The sequence below is a fragment of the Actinomycetota bacterium genome (genome assembly GCA_013152275.1).
Taxonomy (GTDB): domain Bacteria; phylum Actinomycetota; class Acidimicrobiia; order Spongiisociales; family UBA4744; genus BMS3Bbin01.
Genome location: JAADGS010000023.1, coordinates 1 through 20,447 on the forward strand (window position 1 = coordinate 1; position 20,447 = coordinate 20,447).

The window sequence follows — 20,447 nt, forward strand, 5'->3', positions numbered from 1 at the left end:
GATCTCTCGTGAGCTTCGACGCAACGCCGCTACACGCGGCGGAAAGCTTGAGTATCGGGCCGGGATTGCGCAGTGGAAGGCGGAGCTGGTGGCGCGCCGACCCAAGACAGCGAAACTTGTCACAAACGACCGGCTACGTGAATACGTTCAGGACCGTTTGTCCGGCAAGATCGAGCGGCCGGATGGCCAAGTCGTTGCTGGCCCGGAGGTGAAGTTCGTTGGTCGGCGCCATGGTCGTCGAGCGGACCGGCGTTGGGCAAAGGCGTGGAGCCCCGAGCAGATTTCGAACAGGCTTCGCGTCGACTTTCCTGCAGATGAGTCCATGCGAATCTCACACGAGGCCATCTACCAAGCCCTCTACATCAAGGATCGGGGCGCTCTGGAGCGTGAACTCGTCACATGCTTGCGAACCGGTCGAGCGCTCCGTGTCCCACGAGCAAGGACCAGCCAGAGAGGTAAGAAGTTCGTCACGCCAGAGGTGATGATCTCCAAACGCCCTTCCGAAGCCGATGACCGAGCGATTGCCGGCCACTGGGAGGGCGACCTCATCATTGGTTTGAACCGCTCGGCGATTGGCACGCTGGTCGAGCGGACCACGAGGTTCACGATGCTTCTCCATCTGCCACGAATGGAAGGCTATGGCGAGGGGCCTCGGGTCAAGAACGGGCCGCCCCTGGCTGGTCTTGGTGCTGAGGCGGTTCGAACCGCGATCGCTGCATCTGTCTGGTGTTTGCCGCGGGAACTCTGGCGATCACTGTCCTGGGACCAGGGGTCTGAGATCGCCCAGCACGCACAGCTGACCATCGACACAGGGCTGCCCATCTACCTCTGTGACCCCCGAAGCCCGTGGCAGCGAGGAACCAACGAGAACACCAACGGACTGCTTCGCCAATACTTCCCGAAGGGCACCGACCTTGCCAGACACTCGCGAGATGATCTCGATGCTGTTGCCCTCGCCCTCAACACCCGACCCCGCAAGACCCTCGGCTGGAAGACACCCACTGAAGCGATGGCCGAGCTTCTAGAGTCTGCTCAACAGCAAAGTGTTGCTTCGACCCCTTGAACCTGAGCAATACCTGTCGATTCGCTACTCGCAGCGCTTGGCCGACAACGACATCGTCGCCTCGGTCGGATCGAAAGGCGACAGCTACGACAACGCCATGGTCGAGTCGTTCAACGGGCTGTACAAGTGGGAGCTGATCTACCCCCAGGGACCCTGGCGGGGCCTCGAGGACGTCGAGTACGCCACCCTCGAATACGTCGACTGGTTCAACCATCGGCGCCTCCACGGAGAGATCCTCAGTGGCCGCCGCAGGTTCACCACCCCCGCAGCCCACGAAGCCGCCTACTACCGTCAAACGAGCACAACCAACACGGTCGTGACTCAATAAACCGAGTCTCTACAGAACCCGGGGTGCTTCACCTCACCTGAACGAGAATCCACAAAGACCCGTCAACCAGTACCGACCCACGCTCCTAGGAGTGTGCCGAGCGACCTACGGTGCGCGTCTCGGGGACCGTTCATGACCCATCACACAGATCAATCCGACCGTTTCACAGGGTCGACGCGCCGTGTCTTCCATTTCGACTCGGTGCACGGCCGTGCCTTCGTCGTGTTGGAGCCGTCATCCCCGCCCCGCGGTCTTGCGATGGTCGTCGCGATACGAAGTACAAAGCGCCCGGTAGCCGGCACCGAGAACGCATCGTCGGTCCGGAGTACTTGTCTCCGGAGTTGATACACTCGCCCGATGCAGCCTGCACGCATCGCCCCTTCGCTTCTCGCTGCGGACTTTGCACACCTCGCAGAAGAGGTCGCGATGGTCGAGCCGCATGTCGAGTTTCTGCATCTCGACGTGATGGACGGACACTTCGTTCCCAATATCACGTTTGGAACTCCGGTCATCGCCGCTCTGCGGCGCTTTTCCTCCTTGTTCTTCGATTGCCACTTGATGACGACGAATCCCGACGCCCACTTCCCGGCGTTGCATACCGCAGGAGCCGATCTCGTCACGGTGCACATCGAGGTGTGCCCGGATCCGACGAGAGTGGCCGCACGGGCACGGGCCGAAGGGTTGTCGTTCGGCCTGGCCCTGAACCCTTCCACGCCGTTCGAAGCTGTGGAGCCCTTCGTCGAACTCGTCGACCTCCTGCTCATCATGTCGGTGCATCCGGGCTTGGGAGGGCAATCGTTCATCAGCGATTCGCTCAAGAAGGTCGAGATTGCGAGAAAGTTCATTGATTCTCACTCTCTGACGACCGATATAGAGATCGACGGAGGTGTGAGCTCTGAGAATGCCCGTGCAGCACGGGACGTCGGAGTTGACGTGTTCGTGGCCGGAAGCGCGATCTTCGGGTCACCGGATCCGGTCGCAGCCGTACGGCACCTCAGAGCGGCAGTCGAATCGATGGAGTGAGATGGCACAGCGGATTCTGGTGGCGGACGACGATCCGGACATCCTGCAGTTCATTCGCGTGAACTTGGAGTTCGAGGGGTTTCAGGTCACCGAGGCGCGAGATGGTCTCGAAGCGATCGAGTCGGTCATGAAAGAACCTCCCGACCTCGTCCTTCTCGATGTCATGATGCCCAAGTTGGATGGTTTCGACGTCCTCCGTCGTCTGCGGACGCATCCTTCGGCTGCGAATACGTCCGTGATCCTGCTCACGGCGCGAACGATGCCAGAAGATCGCATTCGTGGTCTCGACCTCGGTGCAGACGACTACATCAACAAGCCCTTCGATGTCGAAGAGCTCGTCGCGCGCGTCAAGGCCGTCATGCGCCGCTCCCAGACGATGCGAGACGTGTCACCGCTGACGGGGCTACCGGGGAACTTCAGGATATCCGAGGAGATGGAGCGGCGTGTTGCGGAGCGCGGGCCGATCGCCATCGTCCACGCCGATCTCGACAACTTCAAGTCGTTCAACGACCACTACGGCTTCATGCGAGGCGACCAGGTCATCAAGTACACGGCCCACGTTCTGCTCGAGGCCGCGGCGGAGAACGAGGATCCTCGAGTCTTCGTCGGACACATCGGCGGTGACGATTTCGTCGCCTTGATCCACCCGGAATCGGTCGTGGCGTTCTGCGAAGCGACCATCCGGATCTTCGATGCGGGCATTCTCGACTTTTACGACACCGCGGACGCGCTGCGGGGATACGTGGAGGTGGCCGACCGGCGGGGAGAACAGCACGCGTTCCCCATCATCTCGATATCGCTCGGCGTTGCCACCAATCGATACCGGGCCATCACTTCACAATGGGAGGCCTCGGCGGTGGCGGTCGAGATGAAAGAGTTCGCCAAGGCAACGGCCGGATCCGCCTACGAAATCGATCGCCGCACATCCTGAGCAGGGCGCCCTCGTTGCCGACCAAGACACGAGGGCCTCGACGAGCAGCTCCTGGGCCGTTGCGTAGGCCGAGTCGCGATACGAAGTGCGGACCGAGTCGGTGAGCGACGTTCCTGGCCTGCTGTCGACACCATGGTTTTCAGATACCAGGGTGTCACTAGACTGTTGAGCAGCCCCCTTCAGGGCAGGGTGCAATTCCCGACCGGCGGTGAGAGTCCGCGACCCCTTCGGGGTGGATCCGGTGGAACTCCGGAGCCGACGGTGAAAGTCCGGATGAGAGAAGGAGGGCGTCATGCGTTCGCGCGCGTCCGCCCCACAGAAGAGGTGACGTGTGGACGAACACTGGATGGCCCGGAGTCTCGATATCGCACGAGATACGTATCCCCATCCGAATCCGCGTGTGGGAGCCGTCGTTGTCGACGCGAAGGGCGAGCCGGCAGGCGAGGGCAGCCACGCCGGCCCGGGCAGACCCCATGCCGAGGTGGTTGCGCTCAACAGCGCCGGCATTTCGGCGCGAGACGGAACGATCTACGTCACGCTCGAACCGTGTGTCCATGTTGGTAGGACTCCACCTTGTGTCGGCGCCATCGTCGCTGCCGGGATCCGGCGTGTCGTCGTGGCAGCCGAAGATCCGGATGTCCGTGTTGCCGGCAAGGGTATGGAGGCGCTGCGGGCGGCGGGACTCGAGGTCGAGGTCGGTGTGATGGCGGACGAAGCTCGAGCGCTCGATCCCGGTTACTTCCACCATCGCAGAACGGGGCGTCCGATGGTCACGCTGAAGGCGGCGGCGACACTCGACGGTCAGGTGGCGGCCCTCGACGGTTCGTCGCAGTGGATCACCGATGAGGTCGCACGAAAGGATGCACATCGTCTGCGTGCCACGGCAGATGCCGTGATGGTGGGAGCCGGGACGCTGCGCGCCGACGATCCCCGGCTGGACGTTCGGCTGCCGGAATACTCGGGTCCGCAGCCGGTGCCCGTTCTCGTCGCTGGGACACGGCCGATTCCCGTCGATGCTCGGCTGGTGGCTCGCGACCCGATCGTGCTCAGCCCCGTGGCGATCGAGGGCCTCGACACGATCGTCGCGCCTGCAGACGGAGCGGTCGATCTTCGGCTCGGCCTCGAGGGTCTCGGCAGGCGGGGCATCGTGGATCTTCTGGTCGAGGGCGGCCCGAGGCTGGCTGCTTCGTTGCTGTCCGAAAACCTCGTCGACCGGATCGTTCTCTACCTCGGCGCCCGAGTTGCCGGAGGTGCAGGGAAGACCGTGTTCGAAGGGGAGTTTGCCACCCTGTCACAGAGTCGGCGGGTGCGCATCACACATGTGGGGACGGTGGGTGTGGACGTGAAGATCGAGGCCATCTTGGAGGATGATTGATGTTTACCGGAATCGTTGAATCGCTCGGCAGTGTGCGGGGCGTCACGGTGACCGACCTGGGTTGTCGACTCGACATCGAGACGGAGCTTTCCGGGCTCGACATCGGTGACTCGATCGCGGTCAACGGCGTGTGTTTGACAGTCGTGGCATGCCCGCAAGGGGGCTTCGAAGCCGACGTCGTGCACGAGACCCTTCTGCGCACCGATCTGGGCGCGTTGGAGGCGGGCATGTCCGTTGATTTGGAACGTCCGCTACCGGCATCGGGGCGCTTCGACGGTCACATCGTCCAGGGGCACGTCGACGGGGTCGGGCATGTGCGGGCACTGGAGCCCGAGGGCGACAGCCTGCGCATGCGTGTCGGCGTTCCGGAGGCGATCGCACCGTACGTGGCGGAGAAAGGATCTGTCGCCGTCGACGGTGTCAGCCTCACGGTGACCTCCGTGGGCGAGGACTGGTTCGAGGTTGCGCTGATTCCGCACACGCTCGAAGTGACGGTCCTCGGGCTTCGAGGCCCAGGTGACCCCGTGAACATCGAGGTCGATGTGATCGCCAAGTATCTCGAACGCCTGATGGAGATGAAACGATGACCTTCGCACCGATAGAAGACGCAATCGCAGCGATCTCGAGCGGCGAGTTCGTCGTCGTTGTCGACGATGAGGACCGAGAGAACGAGGGCGACCTCATCCTCGCAGCCGAGAAGGCGACACCGGAGAAGATCGGATTCATGGTGCGTCACACGAGTGGCATCATCTGCGTGCCGCTCACGGGGGAACGCCTCGACGAGTTGCGTATCCCGATGATGGTGATGCAGAACACCGACGTCCGAAACACCGCCTTCACCGTCTCGGTGGACTACGCACCGGCGACGACGACGGGAATCTCGGCGGCCGACAGGGCTGCGACGATCCGAGCGATGGTCGATCATGCGACCGAGCCCGAGGATCTCACGAGGCCCGGTCATCTCTTTCCGCTGCGGTATCGGGCCGGCGGAGTGCTCCGGCGGGCAGGCCACACCGAAGCCGCGGTCGATCTGGCCACCTTGGCCGGACTCCGACCCGCCGGAGTACTTGCCGAGATCGTGGGTGACGACGGTTCCATCGCTCGCCTCCCGGACCTGGAGCGGTTCGCCCGCAAGCACCATCTCGTCATGATCCAGATAGCGGATCTGATCGCATACCGTCGCCGGCGCCAGCGGTTGATCCGGCGCGGGGCCGAGGCACGCATTCCAACGGAGTTTGGTGTCTTCGAGGCGATCGCCTACGAATCCCTCGTCGATCATCGTGAGCATCTGGCGCTCGTCAAAGGGGAGATCGCGGGCAAGGGAGACGTGCTGGTGAGGGTTCATTCGGAATGCCTGACCGGGGACACGCTCGGCAGTCTTCGCTGCGATTGTGGTTTCCAGCTGCGGGACGCGATGAGCAAGATCGCCGCCGAGGGGAGTGGCGTTGTGCTCTATCTGCGTGGACACGAAGGCAGAGGAATCGGGCTGATGCACAAGCTGGAGGCATACGCGCTGCAAGACCACGGTCGCGACACGGTGGAGGCGAATCTCGAATTGGGGCTGCCAACGGACGCCAGGGACTATGGAGTGGGTGCCCAGATCCTCGCCGACCTGGGGATCACCACGATGCGACTGCTGACGAACAACCCGACGAAACGTGCGGGTATCGAGGGCTACGGCCTCGAGATCACCGAGACCGTCCCACTGGAAGTGAGGCCGAATCCCGAGAACCTCGGCTATCTGACGACGAAGGTCGAGAAGCTCGGGCATTCCATTCATCTGGAGGATGTAGATGCGACTTGATGAGATTCGAGGGGAGCCGACGGGTGCCGGGCGCAAGGTTGGTGTCGTCGTCGCTTCTTTCAATCGTGTGGTCACCGACGGTCTGCTCGCCGGCGCGCTGGAGGCGCTCGAGTCCGCCGGTACCGAACAGGTGAGCGTCGTTCGGGTTCCCGGATCACTGGAGATTCCCCTTGCCGCGCAACGTCTCGCGCAGACAGGATACGATGCAGTGGTTGCGATCGGCGCGGTGATCAAGGGGGGAACCGACCATTACGAGCATGTGGCGAGTCGGTCGATTGCCGGGATCGCGAACGTTTCGCTCTCCACGGGGACACCCGTGGGCAATGCGATCCTCACCGTGACCGAATTCGAGCACGCCAGAGATCGTTCGTTGCCAGGGTCGGCAAACAAGGGGTACGAGGCCGCCATGGCGGTGCTCGTACTGCTCGATGTGCTCGAGAAGATCGGTTGAGGCCGAGTCCGGGTTGCGAGCGGTCCCCGTTGCCGGAAGTCGCCGCATTGACAGGATGAGGCCCAACCGTATACTGCTGCAGACAATTGAGCACAAGTGGAGACCATCCCACCCGGCCACCGAAGGTGCGCCGAGGTTCTGTTGAGACGGCAGTGGGCTTTGCTTGCTGTCGTTTTCCATAGAGGAGGATTGCGATCGCCGAATTACGCGTCAATGGCTATATCCGAGCCCGAGAAGTCAGAGTCGTCGCCCCCGACGGGGGTCAAATCGGAATCAAGAAGCTGCAGGAGGCCTTGTGGCTGGCCGAGCAGCTGGGTTTGGATCTCGTTGAGGTGGCACCGAGCGCGAATCCGCCGGTTTGCCGGCTCATGGACTATGGCAAGTACAAGTACGAACAGTCCGTGAAGTCCCGGGAAGCTCGAAAGAACCAGACCCGGACCGTGATCAAGGAAGTCAAGTTCAAGCCGAAAATCGGCCAACACGACTATGAGATCAAGCGGAATCGGGTTCTGAAATTCCTCGAGCACGGTGACAGGGTCAAGATCACGATCTGGTTCCGAGGTCGTGAGATGTCCCGTCCCGAGTTGGGGCTGAAGATCATCGATCGCCTCGTCGAGGAGATCGGCGACGCTGCCAAGATCGAGCAAGCACCACGACAAGAAGGACGGAACATGCACATGGTCCTCGTGCCGGTCCGCCAGAAGAAAGTCGTGAGACAGGACGAAGGTGCAGACGTCACCGAGGAAACCGTCCCTGTCGGAGCCGTCGTTCCTGTCGAGGGTGTCGAGGGTGCGGATACCGACGCCGAGATGCCCGGGGACGCCGTTGGTGTCGAGGGTGTCGAGGGTGTGGATACCGGTGCCGGGACCGATCCAGATGAGAGGAGCAGCTGATGAAAACGAAAAGTCACCGGGGTGCCGCAAAGCGTATGCGACGCACCGGATCAGGCAAGATCGTGCGAGCGCGCGCGGGTCGAGGCCATCTGAAGCTCGCCAAGAGCCGGAAGCGTTTCCGTCAGCTCAAAGGCACTACCGAAATGACTCGCGGCGATCGGCGTACGGCGTCGCGTCTGCTGGGCCGCTAGGAGGCATCGTATGGCACGGGTAAAACGCGCCCTTCACGGTCGGAAGAAGCATCGCAAGGTCCTCAACCGCGCCAAGGGCTACAAAGGTGCGAAGAGCCGCAGATTCCGCACGGCGAACGAGCAGGTCATGCATGCGATGTCCGACTCGTATCGAGACCGTCGCGCGAAGAAAGGCGAGTTCCGACGGCTCTGGATCTCCAGGATCAACGCCGCGGCACGGCAAAACGGGACAACCTATTCTCGCCTGATGGCCGGGTTGAAGGCGGCAGACATCGAGGTCGACCGAAAGATGCTCGCAGAGATGGCGGTCCATGACCCCGCGTCCTTCAGTCAGATCGTCGAGGCAGCCAACGCAGCCCAGCACTGACCCGATCCGATCGACGCGAAACTCGCGGGTCGCTGCAGCCCTGAGGCTTCGGCGCTCCCGCGAGCGTCGCGCCACCGGTCGGACGCTCCTCGAAGGCCCCAACCTGGTGCTCGCGGCGATCGCCGCCGGCCATGAACTCGACACGATCTTCGCCGTGGTGGGTGATCCTGTGGTCGAGGATCTCTCAGGGGTCTCCTATGTGAGTGAAGAGGTGCTCGAGCGGCTGGCCCCAACACAGCATCCGAGAGGACCCATCGCCATCATGAGGATCCCGGCGTCGGCAAGGGTCTCCCGCTCCTGCCTGTTGCTGTGGGGTGTCGGCGACCCGGGCAACATGGGCACCCTCATCCGCTCTGCGGCAGCCTTCGGCATGGACGTGGCAGTCGATTCGAGGAGCACGGATCCATGGTCCCCGAAGACGCTGAGAGCTGCGGCGGGCGGCCATTTCCGAACGGCCATCGAAAGGGAGGCGACACCGGAGAGCCTGCAGGAGCGGGGCTTCACGACGGTGGCCGCCGTCCCGCGAGGCGGGATCGACCCGGTGGAGCTTGCATGTCGAGACCAGATTGCGATCATCGTCGGGCCCGAGGCTCACGGCCTTCCCGCAGACGTCGTGGCCGCATCCGATCTGTTGGTCACCATTCCCATGCCGGGGGACATGGAGAGTCTGAATGTCGGAATCGCCGGAGCGATCCTGGCCTACGAGCGCAGCCGACATCATCTCGGGAGGGAAGACACCTGAGAATCCGTCGCGAGCGTCCGGTGCGGCACGTGCTCGTCTCGGCACGATTGGAGGGCAGCAGCCGCGGGCGCGCTAACCTCCCGGCACGATGGACCGCATCAAACAACTCCGCGCAGAGGCCCCCGGCCGTATCCAAGCGGCTGCGAACCTCGATGTGCTTCAAGACCTCGAACGAGAACTGATCGGAAGATCGTCGATCATCGCTCGGCAGCGCAAGGCACTCGGCAAACTTCCGCCCGAAGAACGACCCGCCGTCGGCGCGGCGCTGAACGAGGCGTATCAGGAGTTGAAGGCGCAGCTGGACGCGCGACGAGTCGAGCTCGAAAGGGCCGCGGAGGACGAGCTCCTGGAGGTCGAACGCACCGATATCACGTTGCCCGTCTACGAGATTCCGAGGGGCCACCATCACCTGCTCACCGAAACCGTGGAGGAAGTCTGCGACATCTTCACCGCCCTCGGGTATGCGGTGACCACCGGGCCCGAGGTCGAGACTGCCGCCTACAACTTCGATGCACTCAACACGCCGCCGACACACCCTGCGCGGCTCGAGTCGGACACGCTCTATGTGGATTGGGGCGACCCGGCGGACGAGCTGCTCTTGAGGACACAGACGTCGCCCATGCAGGTCCGTTACATGGAGCAACATGAACCGCCGGTCTACGTGATCGTGCCGGGAAGGGTGTACCGGTCCGACGCCCTGGACGCGACCCATTCGCCCGTGTTCACGCAGGTCGAGGGCCTTTCGGTCGACGATGCCCTCACGTTCGCCGACTTGAAGGGAACGTTGCAGTATTTCATGGAGCGGTTCTTCGGCGCCGGTAGGAAGATACGCATGTACCCGCACTTCTTTCCCTTCACGGAACCCTCCGCAGAGATGGCGGTGTCCTGCTTCAACTGCGAGGGCAGCGGATGCCGGGTGTGCGGGCAGACCGGATGGATCGAGCTTCTCGGGTGTGGAATGGTCGATCCGAACGTGTTCGAGGCCGTGGGCTACGATCCGACGGCGGTGTCCGGATTCGCGTTCGGGGTCGGGGTGGAACGGCTCGCGATGGTGCGGCACGGCATCGGGCACATCAAACACTTCTTTGACAACGACCTGCGCGTGTTGGAGCAGTTCCGATGAAGGTTTCCCTGCGCTGGTTGAAGGAGTTCGTCGCCGTCCCGACGGACGATCCTGCCGAGCTCGCCGAGGTGCTTGCATCGGTCGGTCATGAGGTCGAGGGGTACGAACTCTTGGAGACGGCGTTTTCGGGCGTGGTCGTCGGAAGGGTCGAGCAGATCGAGCGGCATCCCAACGCAGATCGACTTCGCTTCTGCAAAGTGTCTGTCGGGGGAGCCCCACAGGACATCGTGTGTGGAGCCGACAACTTCGAGGTCGGCGCGCTCGTGCCGGTGTCGCTCCCCGGGGCGGACCTTGCAGGGGGGCTTCACGTGGAGACTCGAACGATTCGAGGGGTGCAATCCCACGGGATGATCTGCTCGGAATCCGAGCTGGGTCTTGGTGAGCGACACGACGGGATCATGGTGCTCGACCCCTCGACGCCGGTCGGCACGGACTTCTCGACGCTCGTGCCCTACCCGGATGTCGTCTTCGATCTCTCGATCACGCCGAATCGTGGCGATGCAATGTCCATCCTGGGAATCGCGCGGGACCTGGCTGCCTACTACTCGCTCGATCTGACCGTGCCGGCAGTCGATCTCCAGGAACACGGCGAGGCCTCGGCGGTTTCCATCGTGCTGGAGGATCCGGTGGGATGTCCGCGGTACGTGGGCCGCGAAGTTCGCGAGGTGACGGTGGCGGATTCCCCGCTGTGGATGCGTCTGAGGCTGCGAGACGCCGGAATCCGCTCCATCAACAACGTTGTGGATATCACGAACTACGTCCTTCTCGAGTATGGGCAGCCGTTGCACGGCTTCGATCTGGACACGATCGCCGAGGAGACGATCATCGTGCGCAGAGGTCGGCACGGAGAGAATCTGCGGACGCTCGACGGGGAAGAACACGAAATCACCTCCGAAGACCTGCTGATCACGGATCCCGAGCGAGTGATCGCCTTCGCCGGAGTGATGGGAGGCGAAGAGACGGAAGTCGGCCCGACGACGAGGCGGGTGCTCATCGAAGCTGCCCATTTCGACGCTCCCACGGTCATGAACACGGCGAAACGACACGGGTTGCGGACAGAAGCTTCGTCCCGTTTCGAACGAGGCGTGGATCCGGACCTTCCGGCACGGGCCGCGGCTCGTGCGGCACAACTGATGGCACAACTCGCCGACGGTGTTCCCGCTCCGGGGACGAAAGACGCGTACCCGAGTCCGATCCATGAGGGAACGGTGACGCTCCCCCTCGGCGAGCCTGAGCGTCTTCTGGGGATATCCCTCCCCCGGGAGGAGATCGTCGATCTACTGGAACGGCTCGGCTTCGGCGTGCACGGAGACGATCCCTTGGATGTCACGGTGCCGACGTATCGCCCTGATGTGACACGGCCTGCGGACCTTGTCGAAGAGATCGCCCGCCTGTACGGGCTCAACCGCATACCATCACGGCTGCCACACGGCCCCGGATCCGGACTTGGCCAATCCGCCCGGCGGGCGAGAGTGCTCCGGGCGGCTCTGGTTGGAGCGGGCCTCTCCGAAGCGTCGACGCTGACATTCCTCGCTCCGGAGGATCTCGAGAAGCTGCACGTGGACGGCACGACCCCCATTCGGGTGCGAAACCCGTTGCGTGAAGAGGAGTCGCTGCTGCGCACGACGCTGCTCCCCGGGCTGCTGAAGTCGGCACGATTCAATGCGGGCCACGGGTTCCCTTCCGTCGCCCTCTTCGAGACCGGGAAGGTGTTCATCGACACCCCGGATCGTGTCGATCCGAGAATCCCGTTTCAACCGGACACCCTGGCTTTCGTTGTCGTTGGACGATTCGGCGCCAAGACGCTCGGTGGGAAGAGCCGCCCGGCCGATTTCGCCACCGCAGGAGCCGTCTGGAGGGTGATCGAAACAGCCATGGGTCTGGAGGGAGAAGTGCGCGCGGAGCACGTCGCAGGTTTCCATCCCGGCCGCGCCGGGAGGCTGTTCCTCGACGAGCAGCCGATCGGCGTGCTCGGAGAGCTGCACCCCGGCGTGACGCGCGCCTACGGAATCGAAGGACGTGTTGCGGCCGGCGAGTTCCGCCTGGAGAGGCTGCTCGAGACGCACGGCTTCTGGACGTTCGAGGAACCGAGTACCTATCCGCCGGTCGTCTTCGACCTGGCGTTCGAGGTGTCTGACACCGTGCCCGCCTCCGAACTCGTCAAGGTGATCAGGGTTGCAGCGGGTCCCATGCTCGAGTCGGTGCGTCTGTTCGACGAGTTTCGCGGAGGCTCGGTGCCCGAAGGCCACAAGAGTCTCGCCGTCCAGCTCACCTTCAGGTCGCCCGACACGACGTTGACGAACGAGGATGTCCGAGAGGACCGAGGCCGCATCATCACAGCCGTAGCCGACGAACTCGGAGGGCGACTCCGAGGGGGAGCGTAACAATGGATTTTCTGCGTATCGACGACCTCACACCCGACGGGCTGCGTGCCGTTCTGGCCAGCGCCGAATCCGCCCGCCATGATCCGTCGGCCGTGGCCGGACGCCTCACCGGGCAATCGGTCGGCCTGTTCTTCCAGAAGCCGTCGACGCGGACCCGTGTCTCCACGGAGCTCGCATCCGCTCAACTGGGCGCGATTCCCGTCGTGCTCGGCCAACAGGAAGTTGGTTTCGGTAGCCGAGAGGCCGTCAAGGACGTCGCAGCAGTTTTGGATCGATACCTTGACGTGATTGCCATGCGGGTGTTCAAGCACGCCGACCTGGTCGAAGTGGCGGAACATGCGCAAGCTCCCGTGATCAACCTGCTCTCCGATGTGGAGCATCCATGCCAGGCTCTGGCAGATCTGCAGACCATCGCCGAGGAACGCCCCATGGCCGGTACGACGATTGCCTACGTTGGTGACGGGAACAACGTGCTTCACTCGTTGATGGTCGGTGCCGCGATGATGGAGATGAACGTTCGCATAGCGACACCTGACGGATATGAACCCGATCCCGAGTATGTCACGAAGGCCGAATCGTTCGGTGACGTGTTGATCACCAACGATGCCGAGGAGGCCGTTCGGGGGGCCGACGTCGTCTACACGGACGTGTGGGCCTCGATGGGTCAGGAAGAAGAGGCGGAGGAGCGCAGTCGCTTGTTCTCGCCGTATCGAGTCGATCTCGCTCTCTTCGAGCAGGCGGCGGAAGACGCCATCTTCCTGCATTGTCTGCCGGCACACAGGGGGAGCGAGGTCACCGACGCGGTTCTCGACCATGTTCGATCTCGGGTGCTCGATCAGGCCGAGAATCGGCTGCATACCTTCAAGGCCTTGCTCCTGCATGTGATCGAGTGAGCACTCTGCCCGAAGGTCCGGTCGAGGAGGTCGCGAAACGTCTGCTCGGTGCCCGACTGCGGACCGAGTTCGACGGTCTCGCCACGGAAGTGATGCTCACCGAAGTGGAGGCGTACGGTGGAACCGACGACCCTGCCAGCCACGCGTTCGGGGGGGTCGGCGAGCGTAACAGGGCGATGTTCGGCCCGGCGGGCACGCTCTACGTGTACCGATCCTACGGTGTGCACTGGTGTGCCAACGTGGTGACGGGGCCGGTGGGGGTCGGGGAGGCGATCCTGCTCAGAGCCGGAGTCCCGACCGAAGGGGAGGAGACGATGCAGCGGCGCCGGGGGAGGGCGGACCATCTGTGTGACGGTCCCGGGAAACTCTGTCAGGCGCTCGGGATCACCGGGAGTCAGGATGGGACCAGTCTGTTCGAAGGACCCGTGAGGCTGCGCCTGCCTGCAGCCCCTCCGTCACAGACCGTGCTCGCCACAGGCCGCGTCGGGATCAGCAAGGCGAAGGAGCGACCGTGGCGCTTCACGATTCTCCCGTTCTCGTGACGTTTCGTGGGAATAGTCCGATCCAAGCGTCACGAGAACGGATCAAGGGTTGACCCAGAGCGTGACCGGCCTACCGGCGGACGTCCCTGGGATGGGTTCCTGCTTCCAGACGACTCCAGTTCGTCGGGCGGCATCGTTGGGGTTGGCTTCTGCTTCGGTGACGATCTCGACCGCGGCGCCGATCGCCTGCAGCTCCGAAACCGCCTGACCGACGGGAAACCCGAGCAGCGATGGGATGACCGACCCGGGCTCCGGGCCGGCGACGACGAGGCGGATGCGGCTTCCCGCCTGGGCGGGAAAGCCGGCGGATGGACTCTGGTTGAAGACCGTCCCTGGAGCGAGGGCCCCACCGTCGGTCCAAACGATACGGTTGGCGAAGCCGACAGCGGTCAACGCCTCGACGGCAGATCCGAGATCGAGTCCGATCACGTCGGGAACGGTTGCCGCGCCGGCCTCAACGACACCGGCGGGGTTGTGTACCGGGCACACTACGGTCGGAACCTGATCGGCCGGAACGCGAATGCGCGCAACGTGAGACCTGGGGCAGTAGGGACCGGCGAGGAAACCGGTCGAGAGATCGACCTCCACCGTGACCATGCCCTCCGTGTCGGCCTCGGCGAGCCGGCCGTACGGAGTACCCGCGAGCGCCCCTGACGCGAAACGCGCCCAGATCTGTGCCGGCCACGACCCACCGGTGATCGTGAAGGGAGTTGTCGGAGGCTCCATGGCAATCTGGCCTTCTGCAAAGCCGACCCAGACGGCTGCCGAGAGTTCCGGCGTGTAACCGACGAACCAGGCGTCACGATGTTCCTGCGACGTCCCGGTCTTTCCGGCGATCGGCCGGCCGATCTTCGCCTGCTGGCCGGTACCGCGGCGGACCGTCTCCGTGAGTGCCGCGGTGACGGACTGTGCCACCTCCTTACTCATCGCCTGTGTGACGATCGGAACGGGTTCCCAGATGTTCACGCCATCGTGTGTCTCGATAGAGGTAACGAGAATCGGATCGATGTGGATGCCATTGGCGGCGAACGTTCCATATGCGGAGGCCATGTCCAGCGGAGTGACCTCTTGAGCACCGAGGGCAATGGCCGGAAACGGCCGAAGGTTTGTCGTGATGCCTGCGGCCTTGGCGACGTCGACGACATGCTGAGCGCCAACGGCGGCGACGACCTGCGCGTACACCACGTTGACGCTGTACACGGTACCTTCGAGCAAGGTCAGATTCGGAAACGCGGCATCGTTGTAGTTGTCCACGGTCCAGGGGCCGGAGTCGGTCTGTATCGTTATCGACCGACCACCCTGGAACATCGACTTGAGTGTGAAGCCCTGCTCGAGGGCTGCCGCCAGTACAAAGGGTTTGAACGCCGATCCCGGTTGTCGGCGGGCCTGGACCGCAAGATTGAACTGGGCGTGTGAGTCGGTCGGATCATAGAAGTCCCGACCGCCGACCAGTGCCAGGACGTGGCCGGTACGGGGGTCCACGGCAGCGACCGCTGCGGACGGGTTGCCGCCCTTGATCACGGACGCCACGGCTGCGCGGGCCGCTTCCTGCGCCACCGGATCGATGGTCGTGTAGATGCGCAGACCACCTCGAAACAGCGCGTTGTAGCGGTCCTGAGGAGTCGCTCCGAGGCTCGGGTCGGCGAGGAGGCGTCGTTTGACCTCTTCGGTGAAGTACGGGAAGCGATCCTCGTTGGAGCGTTCGCGCGGTCGAAGAATCAGAGGCTCCCGGTCGGCAGCCTCGGCATCGCCAGAACTGAGCCAACCGAGTTCGACCATCTTGTTGAGCACGACCCTGCGACGTCGCAGGGCGGCGTCGGGGTGCCGGTAGGGATCGGTGTCCGATGGCGACTGAATGAGTCCGGCGAGGAGAGCAGCCTCACCCACGGTGAGGTCGGCGGGTGCTTTGCCGAAGTAGTGCGCCGTCGCCGTGCCGACACCGTAGGCGCCGTCGCCGAAGTAGACGGTGTTGAGGTAGCGCTCGAGGATCTGCTCTTTCGTGAGCCTTTCCTCGAGGCGCAACGCGAGGGCGGCTTCGGTGAGCTTGCGATCGAGCGTGACCTCGGGAGTGAGCACGACATTCTTGAGGTACTGCTGGGTGATGGTGGACGCTCCTTGCACGACACCACCAGCGTCGAGGTTCGCGACGATGGCACGAGCGAGAGCGTGAAGATCGACACCGGCGTGCTCCCAGTAGCGCTCATCTTCGATGGCGACCACCGCGTCGATGAGAGAGCGGGGGAGCTCGTCATAGGCGACGAGCGCCCGGTCCTCCTCCGCGTGCCACTGGGCGAGCACGGAGCCATCGGAGGCATAGACGACGGTCGTCAGGCCCCGTGTACCCAACCCGGGATCGTCGATAGGTTCCAGCCGGCACGACGCTGCGAGCAGCGCGAAGCCTGTAAGGACCAACAACCAGCGCTTCATAGCCATCCTTGATCGTCCCTCGGCCGCGACGGATCTGGGGACGATGCACCACGTGTGGGCCAGGGTACCGAGATGCCACACGAAGGCGTGGATTTGGTGCGAGGGAGTACGGGCCCGGGCCACTAACCTGCCCCTTCGAAGGAGGGCAGATGCTCGACGTGCTATTACGCGGGACGGATCGGGTGGTGACCGAGGAGGCGCTCGCGAGTCGCCTCGCAACGAAGCGGCCACTCAGAGTGAAACTCGGCCTTGATCCCACCGCTCCGGCGGTTACCCTCGGCTGGGCCGTGGTCTTGCGGAAGCTCCGCCAGTTCCAGGAATTCGGCCACACCGCCGTATTGATCGTCGGGGATTTCACCGCTCAGGTTGGCGATCCTTCCGGCAAGAGTGAAACTCGACGAAGGCTGTCGCCCGATGAGGTCAACGCGTACGCGCAACACGTGCTGGCAGGATTCCGGAAGATCCTGCTTCCGGAACCGTTGGAGATCCGCTACAACTCGGACTGGCTCGCAAAGCTCGACATGCAGGCGATTCTCGAACTCACCTCACAGGTGACGGTCGCACAGATGCTCGAGCGCGGGGACTTCGCCAAGCGGTACGCGACGAACCAACCGATCACGCTCATGGAGTTCGTATACCCGCTCCTGCAGGGCATGGACTCGGTTGCGGTCAATGCAGATATCGAACTCGGGGGATCGGACCAGCTATGGAACCTGATGATGGGGCGCGTGCTTCAGGAGCGCGCCGGCCAGGAACCGCAGATTCCCATGACGATGCCGTTACTCGTCGGGACGGACGGCGTCAACAAGATGTCCCAGTCACTCGGCAACTACATCGCTATCGACGATCCGCCCGCCGAGATGTTCGGCAAGATCATGAGCATTCCCGACGAACTGTTGGTCTCGTACTTCGAACTGTGCACGGACGTCTCGGAGGAAGATGTCGCCGATATCGCCAGGGGGCTGGCCGATGGCTCGTTGCATCCGGGCGAGACCAAGCGCCGACTCGGATCCGAGATCGTGAAGATCTACTGGGGAGACGAGGAGGCCCTGGCGGCGGAGGCAGCTTTCGATCAGGTGTTCAAGCGGCACGAGGCGCCGGAAGACATTCCCGAATTCCGGCTACCGGGAGACGACCCCGTCTACCTTCCCTCTCTCTTGCGGTCTGCCGGGCTCGTGGCTTCGGCGTCGGAGGCGAGACGGCTGGTCGATGGGGGAGCCGTCAAGGTCGACGGTGAGCGGATAGGCACCTTCGAGGTCTCCCACGCCGCGCTGCGCGGGAGGGTTCTCCAGGTCGGAAAGCGGCGTTTCGTCCGGTTGGTCGAGTGACCGCCGGGACGATGGCCGACGTTCAGGCTCGGCTTCGACAGATCGTCGATCCAGAATGCGACGTAACGGCCATCGTCCAGGTGGGAAGGGGCAGCGGATGCAGCGTATCCCGCTGTCGGGTCCATACCCGTGCCGGCGAGAAGGATGTTCACATCAAGATCTACGAGCGGGGGATGGACGACTACTCCCGTCTTGGCCCGGTCGACACGGCGAAGAAACAGTTTCTTGCACTCGTCGAACTCCCCCGCTTCGGCATTCGTGTGCCGCAGGTGATCGGCATGAAGGCGTCCGCGGGCGAAGCTGCCATCGTCGTCGAGACGGTTGGCGGCGGAGAATGGGCGCATTCCGCCCGACTCCGTGCGGCCGGGACGTTGTCGCGGCTGCATCAGATCCGCCCCGCGGATCTCTCGGAGGACTTGCAGGCGCTTGTGGGGCGTTCCTGTCCGAATAGGAACCGTGTCGCTCGGGGCGTCGCCGAGTATTGGGGGCAACTGAATCGACAGCATCCGGGTTGGCATCTCGAACGAGCCGATCTGGCTCGGAAGGCCGGGGGAGTGCTCGCATCCGAAGAGCCGGTTTGCTCGAGTCCCACACTCGTTCATGGGGATTTCTTTTCACGAAACCTGGTCACGGATGGTGATGTCGTGGTCATCGATTGGGACCTGCTGGCCCTCGGAGATCCGATGTGGGATCTGGGCCATCTGCTTTGCGCAGATCGGTGCGTGGCCGAAGACGAACGTCGCGAGGTCCTGGCGAGCTATGGCACCGGAGCTGCACAAGCTGGTCTGCGATGGCATGAGGCCGCATGGGCAGCCTTCTGGGATCTACGGGATCTGCTCGAACTCTCCTGAAGCGTCGACGGTGTTCACCGGGCCGGCCGCGACCAATCGGTGCCAACGCCAGATCTCTTCCATGCCCGCGCCGAAGTTCGGTGCCCGGCCGGTGTCGGTGAATGGACTCGACGGCCTCCTGGACGAGGAAGGCTTCGCCTTCCACCGGGACGATGATCGCGGGGGCGAGAGTGCGAGAATCGATGCTTCGTCGAGCAGTGAAGGTGCGATCCGGCGGTGGCATGTTGTTCCGGCGCGGCCGGATCGAGTCGTGAGCGTCGCAGGGACGGCCCGCGAAGCACCTGAGACACCTACGTCGCGGGCTGTGGCTCGAGTGCCGGCTCTTCGATCTCCCAGACTCCGGTCTCGAGGTAGTCGTTGATGGACCGTGCAGCCCTCCGGCCCGCTCCCATGGCAAGGATCACGGTTGCTCCGCCGGTCACGATGTCGCCGCCGGCAAAGACCCCGCGCTTGGTGGTCCGCCCAGTGGACTCGTCGACGACGACGGTTCCCCGGTGTGTCTGCTCGAGATCGGGGGCCGTCTTGAGCAAGAGCGGATTTGGGGCATTCCCGATCGCCATGATGACGATCTCGACGGGCATGTCGTACTCGCTGCCCTCGATCGGCACGGGTCGACGCCTGCCGCTCTCATCGGGTTCCCCCAACTCCATCTTCTGGACACGCATTCCGGTGACCCGGGCGTTCTCGTCGCCGTATATTTCGACCGGGGCCGACAAGAGGACGAAATCGACGCCTTCCTCCTTGGCATGTTCGACTTCTTCGAGGCGGGCCGGCATTTCCTCCTCGGACCGCCGGTAGATGATCGACGCCTTCCCGGCGCCGAGCCGCAGCGGCGTGCGCACGGCATCCATGGCGGTATTGCCTCCGCCGATCACCGCCACCGCTTTGCCGCGCACGTCGAGTACCGGAGTGTCCGCCTCCGGGAGGTACGCCTTCATCAAGTTGACGCGGGTGAGGTACTCGTTGGCGGAATAGACCCCGACGAGGTTCTCACCCGGGATGCCCATGAAGCGAGGGAGACCTGCACCCACGCCGACGAATATGGCGTCGTAGCCTTCTTCGTCGAGGAGGTCGTCGAGCGTGTCGATCATTCCGATGACCTCATCGGTGCGGAACTCGACTCCCATATCTTCGAGCTGCTGGATCTCGATACGAACGATCTCTTTCGGGAGACGGTATTCAGGGATTCCGTAGACGAGCACACCGCCGAGTTCGTGCAGGGCTTCAAATACCGTCACCTGGTGACCGGCTTGTATCAGGTCGGCTGCGCACGCGAGTCCCGCGGGTCCGCTGCCGACGATCGCGACACGCTTGCCGGATGGTTCAAAGGTGCGCTTCTCAGGCTGCGAGTGCTCGCGTTCATAGTCGGCGACAAAGCGCTCGAGTGCGCCGATCGCGATCGGACGACCCTTCCTGATGAGCACACATGCACCTTCGCACTGGATCTCTTGAGGGCACACACGGCCGCAGATGGCAGGGAGTGAGTTGTCCTCCTTGATGATCTTCGCGGCTTCCAGGAAGTGACCTTCGGCCATTTCTTCGAGGAAATCCTTGATACGGATGCTGACCGGACAGCCGTCTTCACATTTCGCCACGGGACAGAGCAGGCACCGGGAAGCTTCGAGCGTGGCGGCGGCCTCGTCGAGCCCCAGATTGACCTCTCCGAAGTTGGAGATACGCTGCAACGGATCCTGCGCGGGCATGTCGACCCTCGGCAACTGCATCCGTTCT

Annotated in this window: 19 protein-coding genes, 1 pseudogene and 1 riboswitch; of the genes and pseudogenes, 18 read left to right on the plus strand and 2 right to left on the minus strand. The window is 63.5% G+C overall.

Annotated elements, in window-relative coordinates:
• From GXP34_02410 to GXP34_02485, 16 genes and pseudogenes are all read left to right on the plus strand, one after another.
• Positions 1–1,063, plus strand: a 1,063-nt coding sequence (locus GXP34_02410) for an IS30 family transposase (protein NOY54818.1), incomplete at its 5' end; no start/stop codon positions are given.
• Positions 1,044–1,391 carry a transposase gene (locus GXP34_02415; protein ID NOY54819.1) on the plus strand — a complete coding sequence of 116 codons (348 nt, stop codon included), beginning with the start codon at positions 1,044–1,046 and terminating at the stop codon, positions 1,389–1,391. The genes GXP34_02410 and GXP34_02415, both read left to right, overlap by 20 nt.
• 357 nt (positions 1,392–1,748) lie before the next feature.
• Positions 1,749–2,414: a ribulose-phosphate 3-epimerase gene (gene rpe, locus GXP34_02420; GenBank protein ID NOY54820.1), complete on the plus strand. Its 666-nt coding sequence runs from the start codon at positions 1,749–1,751 to the stop codon at positions 2,412–2,414.
• A 1-nt stretch (position 2,415) separates the two neighbouring features.
• On the plus strand, positions 2,416–3,345 hold the full coding sequence (locus GXP34_02425; GenBank protein ID NOY54821.1) for a response regulator: 930 nt from the start codon (positions 2,416–2,418) through the stop codon (positions 3,343–3,345).
• A gap of 171 nt (positions 3,346–3,516) precedes the next feature.
• Positions 3,517–3,634, plus strand: a riboswitch (FMN riboswitch).
• 42 nt (positions 3,635–3,676) lie between these two features.
• A complete protein-coding gene (ribD, locus tag GXP34_02430) occupies positions 3,677–4,720 on the plus strand; it encodes a bifunctional diaminohydroxyphosphoribosylaminopyrimidine deaminase/5-amino-6-(5-phosphoribosylamino)uracil reductase RibD (protein NOY54822.1) in 1,044 nt (347 codons plus the stop codon).
• Positions 4,720–5,307: a riboflavin synthase gene (locus GXP34_02435; protein ID NOY54823.1), complete on the plus strand. Its 588-nt coding sequence runs from the start codon at positions 4,720–4,722 to the stop codon at positions 5,305–5,307. The genes ribD and GXP34_02435 overlap by 1 nt, the downstream gene beginning before the upstream one ends.
• Positions 5,304–6,524, plus strand: a complete 1,221-nt coding sequence (locus GXP34_02440) for a bifunctional 3,4-dihydroxy-2-butanone-4-phosphate synthase/GTP cyclohydrolase II (GenBank protein ID NOY54824.1) — start codon at positions 5,304–5,306, stop codon at positions 6,522–6,524. Before GXP34_02435 ends, GXP34_02440 begins: the two co-directional genes overlap by 4 nt.
• Entirely contained in the window at positions 6,514–6,975 is a 462-nt protein-coding gene (locus GXP34_02445) for a 6,7-dimethyl-8-ribityllumazine synthase (protein NOY54825.1), read from the plus strand. The genes GXP34_02440 and GXP34_02445 overlap by 11 nt, the downstream gene beginning before the upstream one ends.
• 188 nt (positions 6,976–7,163) lie before the next feature.
• A pseudogene (locus tag GXP34_02450) lies at positions 7,164–7,679 on the plus strand (translation initiation factor IF-3).
• Between the two features lie 188 nt (positions 7,680–7,867).
• Positions 7,868–8,059: a 50S ribosomal protein L35 gene (rpmI, locus tag GXP34_02455; GenBank protein NOY54826.1), complete on the plus strand. Its 192-nt coding sequence runs from the start codon at positions 7,868–7,870 to the stop codon at positions 8,057–8,059.
• A 10-nt stretch (positions 8,060–8,069) separates the two neighbouring features.
• A complete protein-coding gene (gene rplT, locus GXP34_02460) occupies positions 8,070–8,426 on the plus strand; it encodes a 50S ribosomal protein L20 (protein ID NOY54827.1) in 357 nt (118 codons plus the stop codon).
• Positions 8,427–8,532: 106 nt separating this feature from the next.
• The gene (locus GXP34_02465; GenBank protein ID NOY54828.1) at positions 8,533–9,168 is read left to right on the plus strand and encodes an RNA methyltransferase; all 636 of its coding nucleotides are present in this window, start codon (positions 8,533–8,535) and stop codon (positions 9,166–9,168) included.
• An 88-nt stretch (positions 9,169–9,256) separates the two neighbouring features.
• Complete coding sequence (pheS, locus tag GXP34_02470) at positions 9,257–10,291, plus strand: phenylalanine--tRNA ligase subunit alpha (protein ID NOY54829.1); 1,035 nt, start codon at positions 9,257–9,259, stop codon at positions 10,289–10,291.
• A complete protein-coding gene (locus GXP34_02475) occupies positions 10,288–12,675 on the plus strand; it encodes a phenylalanine--tRNA ligase subunit beta (GenBank protein NOY54830.1) in 2,388 nt (795 codons plus the stop codon). The genes pheS and GXP34_02475 overlap by 4 nt, the downstream gene beginning before the upstream one ends.
• Before the next feature lie 2 nt (positions 12,676–12,677).
• Complete coding sequence (gene argF, locus GXP34_02480) at positions 12,678–13,568, plus strand: ornithine carbamoyltransferase (protein ID NOY54831.1); 891 nt, start codon at positions 12,678–12,680, stop codon at positions 13,566–13,568.
• The gene (locus GXP34_02485; GenBank protein ID NOY54832.1) at positions 13,565–14,110 is read left to right on the plus strand and encodes a DNA-3-methyladenine glycosylase; all 546 of its coding nucleotides are present in this window, start codon (positions 13,565–13,567) and stop codon (positions 14,108–14,110) included. Before argF ends, GXP34_02485 begins: the two co-directional genes overlap by 4 nt.
• A 42-nt stretch (positions 14,111–14,152) precedes the next feature.
• On the opposite strand, the gene GXP34_02490 is transcribed toward GXP34_02485, so the two are convergent.
• Positions 14,153–16,537, minus strand: a complete 2,385-nt coding sequence (locus GXP34_02490) for a PBP1A family penicillin-binding protein (protein ID NOY54833.1) — start codon at positions 16,535–16,537, stop codon at positions 14,153–14,155.
• A 149-nt stretch (positions 16,538–16,686) separates the two neighbouring features.
• On the opposite strand from GXP34_02490, the gene GXP34_02495 reads away from it, so the two are divergent.
• Together GXP34_02495 and GXP34_02500 are read left to right on the plus strand one after the other, a co-directional pair.
• Positions 16,687–17,865, plus strand: coding sequence for a tyrosine--tRNA ligase (locus GXP34_02495; GenBank protein NOY54834.1), 1,179 nt, complete (start codon positions 16,687–16,689; stop codon positions 17,863–17,865).
• A complete protein-coding gene (locus GXP34_02500) occupies positions 17,862–18,716 on the plus strand; it encodes an aminoglycoside phosphotransferase family protein (protein ID NOY54835.1) in 855 nt (284 codons plus the stop codon). Before GXP34_02495 ends, GXP34_02500 begins: the two co-directional genes overlap by 4 nt.
• Positions 18,717–19,006: 290 nt before the next feature.
• On the opposite strand, the gene gltA is transcribed toward GXP34_02500, so the two are convergent.
• On the minus strand, positions 19,007–20,440 hold the full coding sequence (gene gltA, locus GXP34_02505; GenBank protein NOY54836.1) for an NADPH-dependent glutamate synthase: 1,434 nt from the start codon (positions 20,438–20,440) through the stop codon (positions 19,007–19,009).
• Positions 20,441–20,447 lie beyond the last annotated feature (7 nt).